8 protein-coding genes are annotated in these 10,679 nt (G+C 63.9%); 7 read left to right on the top strand and 1 reads right to left on the bottom strand.

The window, feature by feature from the left end:
* The first annotated feature begins 245 nt into the window (after positions 1–245).
* The 3 genes from ABSG20_RS19820 to ABSG20_RS19810 all read left to right on the top strand — a co-directional run bounded on the left by ABSG20_RS19820 (position 246) and on the right by ABSG20_RS19810 (position 3,937).
* Positions 246–1,529, top strand: coding sequence for an acetyl-CoA C-acetyltransferase (locus ABSG20_RS19820; RefSeq protein ID WP_423866208.1), 1,284 nt, complete (start codon positions 246–248; stop codon positions 1,527–1,529).
* Positions 1,530–1,537: 8 nt separating this feature from the next.
* Complete coding sequence (locus tag ABSG20_RS19815) at positions 1,538–3,634, top strand: 3-hydroxyacyl-CoA dehydrogenase NAD-binding domain-containing protein (RefSeq protein WP_423866207.1); 2,097 nt, start codon at positions 1,538–1,540, stop codon at positions 3,632–3,634.
* Positions 3,635–3,745: 111 nt separating this feature from the next.
* Positions 3,746–3,937, top strand: a complete 192-nt coding sequence (locus ABSG20_RS19810; RefSeq protein ID WP_423866206.1) for a hypothetical protein — start codon at positions 3,746–3,748, stop codon at positions 3,935–3,937.
* A gap of 65 nt (positions 3,938–4,002) precedes the next feature.
* On the opposite strand, the gene ABSG20_RS19805 is transcribed toward ABSG20_RS19810, so the two are convergent.
* Positions 4,003–5,799, bottom strand: coding sequence for an NAD(P)-binding domain-containing protein (locus ABSG20_RS19805; RefSeq protein ID WP_423866205.1), 1,797 nt, complete (start codon positions 5,797–5,799; stop codon positions 4,003–4,005).
* Positions 5,800–5,979: 180 nt separating this feature from the next.
* Between ABSG20_RS19805 and ABSG20_RS19800 the strand changes: the two genes are divergently transcribed.
* The 4 genes from ABSG20_RS19800 (at position 5,980) to ABSG20_RS19785 (ending at position 10,661) form a co-directional block, all read left to right on the top strand.
* Positions 5,980–6,810 carry a DeoR/GlpR family DNA-binding transcription regulator gene (locus tag ABSG20_RS19800; RefSeq protein WP_423866204.1) on the top strand — a complete coding sequence of 277 codons (831 nt, stop codon included), beginning with the start codon at positions 5,980–5,982 and terminating at the stop codon, positions 6,808–6,810.
* 96 nt (positions 6,811–6,906) lie between these two features.
* On the top strand, positions 6,907–8,487 hold the full coding sequence (gene glpD, locus ABSG20_RS19795) for a glycerol-3-phosphate dehydrogenase (protein ID WP_423866203.1): 1,581 nt from the start codon (positions 6,907–6,909) through the stop codon (positions 8,485–8,487).
* Positions 8,484–9,563, top strand: a complete 1,080-nt coding sequence (locus ABSG20_RS19790) for an ABC transporter ATP-binding protein (protein ID WP_423866202.1) — start codon at positions 8,484–8,486, stop codon at positions 9,561–9,563. The genes glpD and ABSG20_RS19790 overlap by 4 nt, the downstream gene beginning before the upstream one ends.
* 12 nt (positions 9,564–9,575) lie before the next feature.
* Positions 9,576–10,661 carry an ABC transporter ATP-binding protein gene (locus tag ABSG20_RS19785; RefSeq protein WP_423866201.1) on the top strand — a complete coding sequence of 362 codons (1,086 nt, stop codon included), beginning with the start codon at positions 9,576–9,578 and terminating at the stop codon, positions 10,659–10,661.
* Positions 10,662–10,679: the final 18 nt, after the last annotated feature.

Genomic DNA, 10,679 nt, shown 5'->3' with positions numbered 1-10,679 from the left:
CGAAGTTGTTTCTCGTGACCGGCGCGATCGCCGGGAAATGTAGGCGTGCCGGCCATATCCGGGAGTGGAAATGTGTTTCGGGGGCATCAGCACCAGGTTGAAGAAATCAGATAGAGGCTGCGATCAAGCCGTGGGGTTCATCCCGGCCGACGATTTCGCGGCGGACGCTTTTTCGCCGATTTACAACAAGGCCGCCGCGGTGCATCAATTCCTTCGGCAGCCGGGTGAGCAAGGGCAGCGAGCTGATGGCGCGACCGGTTTTCATCATTGACGGCAGCCGGACGCCGTTCCTGAAAGCGAGGAGCGGGCCGGGGCCGTTCACGCCGGTCGATCTCGCGGTGCAATGCGGCCGGCCGCTATTGGCGCGGCAGCCGTTTTCGCCCACGGCCTTCGATCAGGTCATCCTCGGCTGCGTCAATGTCATTGCCGACGAGATGAACCCCGCCCGGGTCGCGGCGCTTCGGCTCGGCATGGGCGAAGCCATGGTGGCGTTCACGGTGCAGATCAATTGCGGCTCCGGCATGCAGTCGATCGATACCGGCTTTCGCTATATCCGCGAGGGCATCTCGGATCTGATCCTGGCCGGCGGCGCGGAAGCCCTGAGCTACGCGCCGCTGGTGTGGCCGCTCAAGGGCGTGCGCTGGTTCGCAGGCCTCGCCGGCGCCAGGGGAATTCTCGGCAAGATCGCGGGCATTGCGAGGGCCCGCCCCGGCTTTTTCAAGCCGGTCATCGGCCTCGAGCGCGGGCTGACCGATCCGATCACCGAACTCAACATGGGACAAACCGCCGAAGTGGTCGGCCACCTCTTTGGCATCACCCGCGCGCAGTCGGACGTTTATGCCGCCGAAAGCCACAAGCGGCTGGCGCTCGCGCAGGCGCAGGGTTTTCTCAAGGGCGAGGTCGAAACCGCATTCGCGCGTGACGGAAAATTCTATGATCATGACGATGGCGTGCGGCCGGATTCCACGCCCGGGAAGCTCGCGGGCCTGAAACCGGTGTTTGAGCGGCCGTGGGGTCAGGTCACCGCCGGCAACTCCTCGCAGATCAGCGACGGTGCGTGCTGGACCATCCTGGCCTCGGAAGCTGCGGTGCAAAAGCACGCCCTGACGCCGAAGGCTGTGATCGTCGACAGCCAATGGTCGGCGCTCGATCCGAGCGTCATGGGCCTCGGCCCGGTGCTGGCTTCGACCGCGCTGCTGAAGCGCAATCGATTGTCGCTCGGGGACGTCGAGACCTGGGAGCTGAACGAGGCGTTTGCCACGCAGGTGCTGGGATGTCTCGCCGCCTGGAACGACGAAAAGTTCTGCCGCGAGATCCTGGGACTGGACGGCGTTGCCGGACCGATCGACCCGGCAAGACTCAATGTCGATGGCGGCGCCATCAGCCTCGGGCACCCCGTCGGCTGCAGCGGCAACCGCATCGTGCTGCACATCGTCAATGCGATGCAGCGATTGGGCACCAAACGCGGCATCGCTACCGAATGTATCGGCGGCGGGCAGGGCGGCGCGATGCTGATCGAGATGGTGTAGGGCGCGTCATGGACAGCAAGATCATGGACGTTCTCGGCGATCGCGTGCTCGAACTCGGGCCGAAGCCCGCGGCAAGCGGGCCCTACCGGCATTTCAGGCTGACGCTGGATGCCGACGGCATTGCCTGGCTGCTGTTCGACCGCGAAGGCGCCGGCGCCAACACGCTGGCCTCAGAGCTGATCGAAGAACTGGATGCCGTGCTGGCGGCACTGGAGAGCCAGCGGCCGGCGGGACTTGTCATTCGATCGGCGAAAAAATCCGGCTTCATCGCCGGTGCCGACGTCAACGAATTCCGCGGCGTCACCGATCCGCAACCGGTCGCAACCGCGATCGGCCGGGCCCATGCGGTGATCGACCGCCTCGCGGGCCTCAGGCTTCCGACCGTTGCCGTGATCCACGGCTTTTGCCTCGGCGGCGGCCTTGAAGTCGCACTGGCCTGTCAGTTGAGGATCGCGATCGAGGGCGCGCGCTTTGGTTTTCCGGAAGTCATGCTCGGCCTGCATCCCGGTCTCGGGGGCACCGCGCGCTTCACCCGCCTGGTCAATCCGACGGAGGCGATGAGGCTGATGCTGACCGGCAAGACCATCGACGCGCGCAAGGCCAAGTCGCTTGGCCTGGTCGATGCCGTGACCCAGGAGCGGCATGTTCGCCCTGCCGTCAAGGATGCCGTGTTCGGCCATTTGAAACCGGCCCGGCCCGCTCTGCTGAACCGCGTTCTGAATTCAAGCCCGGTGCGGGGTCTACTCGCCCCGCGGATGCGCGCCGAGGCCGAGAAGGCCGCGCCATCGGAGCACTACCCCGCGCCGTCAGCGCTGATCGCTCTCTGGGAAAAGCACGGCGGTGACAAGGCTGCGATGCTGGCCGCCGAGCAGGCCTCCTTTGCCCAGCTGATGGTGACGCCGACGGCGCAAAACCTGATCCGGGTCTTTTTCCTGCGCGAGCAGATGAAGAGAGTCGCAGCAAGCGGCAGCGCGATCGGCCACGTTCATGTCATCGGCGCCGGCGCCATGGGCGGCGACATCGCGGCCTGGTGCGCCAGTCAGGGGCTACGGGTCACGCTATCGGACATGAAGCCGGAGCCGATCGCGGGTGCGATCAAGCGGGCCGCCGACCTCTACGGCAAGATCATGCGCAAGCCTGCCGAGATCCGCGACGCGCTGGACCGGCTGGTCCCCGATCTCGACGGCTTCGGCGCAGGCCAGGCCGACCTGATCATCGAGGCAGTGCCGGAACAGCTCGAACTGAAGCAGAAGCTCTATGCCGGCATCGAGCCGAAGATGAAGGCAGGCGCCATCCTCGCCACCAACACGTCGAGCATTCCGCTGCAGGATCTGCGCGCGGGCTTGCACCGGCCGGAGCGGCTGGTCGGCTTGCACTTCTTCAATCCGGTCAGCCGGCTGCAACTGGTCGAGGTCGTCAGCCACGACGCCAGCGATCCGCAGATCCTGCGGCAGGTGTTGGCCTTTGTCGGCGCCATCGACCGGCTGCCGCTGCCGGTCAAGAGTTCGCCGGGCTTCCTCGTCAACCGCGCGCTGACGCCGTACATGCTCGAGGCCATGCTGATGTTGGACGAGAAGATCGACAAGCGCACGATCGACGCGGCAGCGGAAAAATTCGGCATGCCGGTGGGCCCGGTCGAACTCGCCGACCAGGTCGGCCTCGACATCTGTCTTGCTGTCGGCGACATGCTGCGCGCGAAATTTGGCGATTTGCTGCCGGAGGCGCCGGCCTGGCTGCGCGACAAGGTCGCAAGCGGCGATCTCGGCCGCAAGACCGGCAGGGGATTTTATGTCTGGAAGGACGGCAAGGCCGACAAGACGTCGGGTTCGCCGCCGACAGCGCCGCCGACCGAGGAAATGATCGACCGGCTGATCCTGCCGATGTCGAATGTCTGCGTCGCGTGCCTGCGCGAGGGTATCGTCGACCATGCCGACGGCGTTGATGGCGCCATGATCTTCGGCACCGGCTATGCGCCCTTCCGCGGCGGCCCGCTGAATTATGCACGCAGCCGGGGCCCGGAGAACGTGGTAGCGGCGCTGCGCGCGCTGGCGGCAAAATTCGGCGGCCGATTCACGCCGGATGCCGGCTGGGATAGTTTCAAATGATCTTCGTCTTGGCCGGGACAAGCCCGGTGATGACGGGTTGTGCCGCGCTGTTGAAGCGTGGAACTTCTGCGCGCCTGCCCGGTTGTAAGCCCGGATTGAGGAATTCAAAACATGTCGGACACTTACATCATCGAAGTCAACGCGCAGACGGTCGGGATCGTCGTGCGCAATCCGGACGGCTATCGATTTTTCGCCGCCACCCACCGCTTCAATGCGATGGAAGGGCAGCTTTATCGCAATGCCCGCGAGGCCGAGCAGGCGGCATTTCGCCTGGCCAATGGCGGGCTGAAGCTGGTGGCGTAGGCAGCTCTTGGGTTTGCGCGGTCGGGGCCCGCAACCCGCGAGCCCCCGCCGCGCAGCTTGCGGAATCAGTTCTTGTGATAGACCGGTTGCAGGCCATAGACCGGGGTCGGGATGCCCTCGTAGCGCGCCTTCAGCTGCAGCGACAGGAACTGCGAGTAATGGCGCGACTGGTGCAGGTTGCCGCCGTGGAACCAGAGGCCTTCCTGCTGCGTCGGCTTCCACATGTTGCGCTGTTCGCCTTCCCATGGGCCGGGGTCTTTTGTCGTGTTCGAGCCGAGACCCCAGACCTTGCCGACCTTGGCGGCCATTTCCGGACTGACGAGATCGGCGACAAAGCCGTTCATCGAAGTGTAGCCGGTGGCGTAGACGATGACGTCGGCCGGCAATTCCTTGCCGTTGTCGAGCCTGACGCCATTAGGCGTGATTTCCTCGACCTGGCCTGCGACCAGCTTGACCTTGCCGTCGATGATGAGTTGCGAGGCGCCGACGTCGATGTAATAGCCGGAGCCGCGGCGCAGATATTTCATGAACAGGCCGGAATCATCCTCGCCGAAATCGAGCCTGAAGCCGGCCTTCTCCAGCCCCGCATAGAAATCGGCATCGTCCTTTCGGATCTTGTCGTAGACCGGCTTCTGGAACTGATTAAGGATCTTGTAGGGCAGCGAGGCGAAGATCAGATCGGCCTTCGCCGTCGTCATGCCGCCGCGCACCGCGCGCTCGGAATAGAGATCGCCGAGGCTCTCCATCAGCGAATCCGAGCGCACGATATGGGTGGTCGAGCGCTGCACCATGGTGACGTCGACGCCGGCCTCGTACAGCGCGGCGCAGATGTCATGGGCGGAATTGTTGGAGCCGACCACGACCACCTTCTTGCCCTTGTAGGCGTCGGGACCGGGATGGCGCGAGGAATGATGCTGCTCGCCCTTGAAGCTGTCCATGCCCTTGAAGCGCGGCAGGTTCGGCTTGGCCGACATGCCCGTCGCGAACACCAGCTGTTTGGGACGCAGCGTGATCTCCTTGCCGTCGCGCTCGACCACGACGGTCCATTCCTTCTTGGCATCGTCCCAGTCGGCATGTTTGGCCGTGGTGCCGGTCCAGTAGTTCAGCTCCATGACCTTGGTGTACATTTCCAGCCAGTCGCCGATCTTGTCCTTGGGCGAGAATACCGGCCAGTTCTTCGGGAAGTCGATATAGGGCAGATGATCGTACCAGACCGGATCGTGCAGGCAGAGCGACTTGTAGCGGTTGCGCCAGGAATCGCCGGCGCGCGCGTTCTTTTCGACGATCAGGGTGGGCACGCCGAGCTGGCGCAGCCGCGCGCCGAGCGCGATGCCGCCCTGGCCGCCGCCGATGATCAGCACGTTGGGCTGGGTCTTGGTACCGAGCTGCTCGGTTTCCTCGTCGCGCAGTTCCTTCCAGGTTTTGCCGCCGGGGTGGACGCCGTGCCGGGCACCGAACGGCCGGGTGAAGCCGGCCTTTTCCTCGTAGCCCTTGAGTTCGACCATGGTCGTCAGAAGCGTCCAGATCTGGCCGTTCTGCAGACGGATCAGACCAAAGCCGCGCGCGGCCTCGGTTTCGAACGAGATCCAGCATTCGGTCACGCCGCCTGCTTCGCTCGCGCTCTCGCCCTCGGCGATTTTAAAGTCTCGCGGCTTCACGCGCGCCAGGCAAGCGCCGAGCATGGCGCGGACCTCGTCGCGGCCTTCCATGGTCTTGATGTTCCAGGTGAAGGCAACGAGATCGCGCCAATAGCATTCGGGTGCGAACAAGGCCACGGCAGTGTCGAGATCGCCGGCCTCAAGCGCGGCGCCGAATTTGTCGAGCAAGGCCTGGACGCGCGCGTCAAGCGTGGTGTCGAGCATGGTTTCCTCCCTGGGATTTTTTCAATTCTTCTAATGCAGGTGGGGCGACCTTATCCCAATTATCGACTGAATCCAGACTTGAATGGTTCGTTTTCTCGTGCGCTTGTGGCCGACCGCCGCGTTGACCGGATGCCGGAAGGATCGCACCATGGAGAACTTCCAAATTGCAAAGGTGCCATCGTGACCGGACTGACCAACCGCCAAACCGAAATCCTGAATATCGCGCGCGCCTTTGGCCGGGTGATGGTGGAGGATCTGGCCCGGCGCTTCGAGGTCTCGGCGCAGACCATCCGCAAGGACTTGAACGATCTGTGCGATCATCGGTCGCTGACGCGCATTCATGGCGGCGCCATCATTGCCTCCGGAGTCGAGAACCTTGCCTATGAGGCGCGCCGTTTCGTCGCCGCCGACGAGAAGAAGGCCATCGGCAGCGCGGCGGCGCAGCTTATTCCCAACGGCTCATCGCTGTTCATCAATATCGGCACCACGACCGAAGAGGTCGCAAGCGCGCTCACCTCGCATCAGGATCTCCTGGTCATCACCAACAACCTCAATGTCGCGATGCTGTTGTACCGGCATCCCCGCATCGAGGTGATTGTGGCCGGCGGCGCGGTGCGGCGGGCCGACGGCGCCGTGATCGGCTCGACCGCGATCAGCCTGATCGGCCAGTTCAAGGTCGACTACGCCATCATCGGGGCCTCGGCGATCGACGAGGAGGGCGCGCTCTTGGATTTCGATTACCGCGAGGTGCAGGCGGCGCAGGCCATCATCGCCAATGCCCGCAGCGTCATCCTGGTCGCCGATTCGACAAAACTGCGGCGCAGCGCCCCGGTCCGCATCGCCCATATCAGCCAGATCCAGACCTTTGTCACCGACGCGGCGCTGCCGGCGGGACTGGCCAACATCTGCCATACCCGCGGCATCGCGGTGATCGAGGCGATGCCGAAATCATCGGCCGACATTGACGAAGCGGGGGCCGAGCCGGCTCCGACCCTCGTCCGCCTGAAATAGTACGATTTTCGCTTGCTTTCGCATTTGGTTGTGAGTTAATCAAAACCGAAAGCGAAATCGCTGAAGTGAACAGGCGAGCGCAGGGGGACGTGCCTTTTGGATCGGATTTTCGACCTCGCTATCATCGGCGGCGGCGTCAACGGCTGCGGCATCGCGCGCGATGCGGCCGGTCGGGGAAATTCGGTTTTCCTCTGCGAAATGAATGATTTGGCGAGCGGGACGTCGTCCTGGTCGACCAAGCTCGTGCATGGCGGCCTGCGCTATCTGGAATATTACGAGTTCCGGCTGGTGCGCGAAGCGCTGATCGAGCGCGAAATCCTCTGGCAGATCGCGCCGCACATCATTCGCCCGCTTCGATTCGTACTGCCGCACCATGCCGGACTGCGTCCAGCCTGGCTGCTCCGGCTCGGCCTGTTTCTCTACGACCATATTGGCGGCCGCAACCTGCTGCCGCCGACGCGCTCGGTCGATCTGACGCGCGACGAAGTCGGGCGTCCCCTGATTCCCAACCGCTACGTCAGGGGTTTCGAATATTCGGACTGTTTCGTCGATGACGCGCGCCTCGTGGTTCTCACCGCGCGGGATGCCGCCGATCGCGGGGCGGAAATCCGTACCCGCACCCGCGCCATCGAGATCAGGCAGGTCGACGGCATCTGGCAGGTTACGGTTGAAAATACCCTGGATGGCGAGCGCAGCACGATAAAAGCCCGGGTGCTGGTCAACGCCGGCGGACCCTGGGTCGAGCAGGTGCTAGCGTCCGGCGCCGGCGTCAACGCGAAAGCAAACATGCGGCTGGTGCAGGGGTCCCACATCGTGGTGCGGAAACTCTATGACCACGACCGCGCCTATATGTTTCAGAACAGCGACGGCCGTATCGTCTTCGTCATTCCCTATCAGGACGACTTCACGCTGATCGGCACCACCGATCGCGATTTTGATGGCGACCCGGCAAAGGTCAAAGCCTCGACGGAAGAGATAAAATATCTCTGCGATGCCGTCAGCGAATACCTGGCCAAACCGGTCAGGCCCGAGGATGTGGTCTGGAACTATGCCGGCGTTCGCCCGCTCTATGACGACGGCGCCAGCGAAGCCAAGGCCGCCACCCGCGACTACGTGTTCGAACTCGACACCCCCGGCGGCGCCCCGCTGCTATCGATCTACGGGGGCAAGATCACCACCTATCGCCGCCTCGCCGAGGAGGCGCTGGAGCGCCTTTCGCCGTATTTGCGCAGCGCCACGCCCCGCGAGGATTTCACGCCCCGCGAGGATTTCAAGGCGCGCGAGGGCTGGACCGCGAAATCGCCGCTGCCCGGCGGCGATATGGACGTATCGGCGGTCGAGGCGCTGACCGCGGAGCTTTTGCGCGGCTATCCTTTTCTCCGCCCGGTACATGCCAGCCGGCTGGCGCACGCCTATGGCACCCGCGCCGGCAAGCTGCTAGGCAATGCGAAATCGATGGCTGATCTCGGCCAATCGTTTGGCGCCACCTTGACGGAGGCCGAGGTCCGATACCTGATGGCATCGGAGTGGGCCTTGACTGCCGAGGACGTCGTATGGCGGCGATCCAAGCTTGGCTTGCGATTGTCGCCTGCCGAGATTGCCGCTATCGACGACTGGATATCATCCCATCATGTTTCCTCCGAACGTCCCGTGCGCGAAGCGGGAGGGCGAAATTGACCGTTAATCTCGAAGGCATCACGCGATCCATCGATGGCATCCCGACCATCCGCGATGTCTCGCTGACGCTTGAGCGCGGCACGCTGAGCGTGCTGCTCGGCCCGACCCTTTCGGGCAAGACCTCGATCATGCGGCTGCTCGCCGGTCTCGACAAGCCGACGGCCGGCCGCGTCATGGTCGACGGCAAGGATGTCACCGGCGTCGATGTGCGGAAGCGCTCGGTGGCGATGGTCTATCAGCAATTCATCAACTATCCCTCCTTGAGCGTCTATGAAAACATTGCCTCGCCGCTGCGGGTTCAGGGCAAGCCGCGCCTGGAAATCGAAAAGCGCGTGCAGGAGGCGGCACAGCTGTTGAAGCTCGAGCCGTATTTGAACCGCACGCCGCTGCAACTGTCCGGCGGGCAGCAGCAGCGCACGGCGATCGCCCGCGCGCTGGTCAAGGGCGCCGATCTGGTGTTGCTCGACGAGCCCTTGGCCAATCTCGACTACAAGCTGCGCGAGGAACTGCGGACCGAGTTGCCGCGCATTTTCGAGGCCTCCGGCGCGATCTTCGTCTACGCGACCACGGAACCGTCGGAAGCCTTGTTGCTGGGCGGGCGTACCGTCTGCATGTGGGAGGGCAAGGTCCTGCAGGCCGGCGATACCTCCAAGGTCTATCGCCATCCCGAGACCATCCGCGTCGCCCAGGTATTTTCCGATCCGCCGCTCAATATCGTCGGGATCGAAAAGAAGAACGGTTCGGTGCAATATGCCGGCGGGGTGCAGGCGCCGGCCACCGGGCTTTATGCCGGTCTCCGCGACGGCACCTACCGGGTCGGCTTCCGCGCCCACCAGCTCGAAGTGGCCCACGGCATCGCCGGCCGCCACGCCTTTCATGCCACCGTGACGGTGACCGAAATTACCGGCTCGGAAAGTTTCGTGCACCTTAACCGCGATGCCTCCAACTGGGTGGCGGTGCTGCAGGGCGTGCACGAATACGAACCGGGGCACGTGCTGGACGCGGTGCTCGATCCGGATAATTTGTTTGTGTTCGATGCCGCCGACCGTCTGGTCGCCGCGCCCGGCGCGATGTGAGGGACATGGCGCATGGCCCGCATTGACCTCGTCGATCTCGCACATTCCTACACCGGCAATGCCGCCGATCTCGCTTCCTTTGCGCTCAAGCCTGTCACGATGACCTGGCGGCAGGGCGGCGCCTATGCGCTGCTCGGGCCTTCGGGGTGCGGCAAGACCACGCTTCTCAATCTCATATCGGGGATTGTCACCCCCTCGCGGGGCAAGATCCTGTTCGACGGCACTGACATCACGCCGCTGTCGACCCAGAAGCGCAATATCGCGCAGGTCTTCCAGTTTCCCGTGATCTACGACACCATGAGTGTCGGCCAGAATCTGGCATTTCCGCTCAGGAATCGCGGCGTGCCAAAAACCGAGATCGACGCCCGGGTCGCCGAGATCGCGCGTCTGCTCGACCTCACGCCCTATTTGACGCGCAAGGCGACAAGGCTGACGGCCGATGCCAAGCAGAAGATCTCGCTCGGCCGCGGCCTGGTCCGGTCTGATGTCGCGGCCGTGCTGTTCGACGAACCGCTGACGGTGATCGATCCCGAACTCAAATGGCAGTTGCGGTCGAAGCTCAAGGCGCTGCATCGCGATCTCGATCTCACCATGATCTATGTCACCCACGACCAGACCGAGGCGCTGACCTTCGCCGATACGGTCGTCGTGATGCATGACGGCCGCGTGGTGCAGAGCGGAACGCCGGCGGAACTGTTCGAAAAGCCGGCCCATACCTTTGTCGGCTATTTCATCGGCTCGCCCGGCATGAACATCGTAGCGGCCGAAGTCAGGGGGCGCGAGGCGCGGATCGATGGCCACACCATTGCGCTGAACCGCAGCTATGACGGCCTGCCGGCGGGCGCCAAGATCGAAATCGGGGTGCGTCCCGAATTCGTCGATGTCGCGCCGCTGGCGCCGGGCTTACTGGCGGCCAACATCGAGCGGATCGACGATCTCGGCCGGGTCAGGTTCGCGCAGGTACGTATCGGCGATGCCAAATTTGCCGCAAGGGTGCCGCCGGGCTTTTCGATACAGGGCAAGGCCGCTGGCCTCGTGTTCGACCCCTCCCGCGTTCACGTCTATGCCGACAGCCTTCTGGTCGAGGGAGCGGCGTAATGGACAAGACCATCAATC

It is taken from the genome of Bradyrhizobium sp. (genome assembly GCF_049512235.1).
In the GTDB taxonomy this organism is placed as follows: Bacteria; Pseudomonadota; Alphaproteobacteria; order Rhizobiales; family Xanthobacteraceae; genus Bradyrhizobium.
This window is presented reverse-complemented; position numbering and strand designations above follow the sequence as displayed.

What these genes read in the sequence shown, in the direction of transcription:
- ABSG20_RS19820 (WP_423866208.1), top strand. Translation starts at nt 246, where the DNA reads ATGGCGCGACCGGTTTTCATCATTGACGGCAGCCGGACGCCGTTCCTG.
- ABSG20_RS19810 (WP_423866206.1), top strand. Translation starts at nt 3,746, where the DNA reads ATGTCGGACACTTACATCATCGAAGTCAACGCGCAGACGGTCGGGATC.
- ABSG20_RS19805 (WP_423866205.1), bottom strand. Translation starts at nt 5,799, where the DNA reads ATGCTCGACACCACGCTTGACGCGCGCGTCCAGGCCTTGCTCGACAAA.
- ABSG20_RS19785 (WP_423866201.1), top strand. Translation starts at nt 9,576, where the DNA reads ATGGCCCGCATTGACCTCGTCGATCTCGCACATTCCTACACCGGCAAT.
- ABSG20_RS19815 (WP_423866207.1), top strand. Translation starts at nt 1,538, where the DNA reads ATGGACAGCAAGATCATGGACGTTCTCGGCGATCGCGTGCTCGAACTC.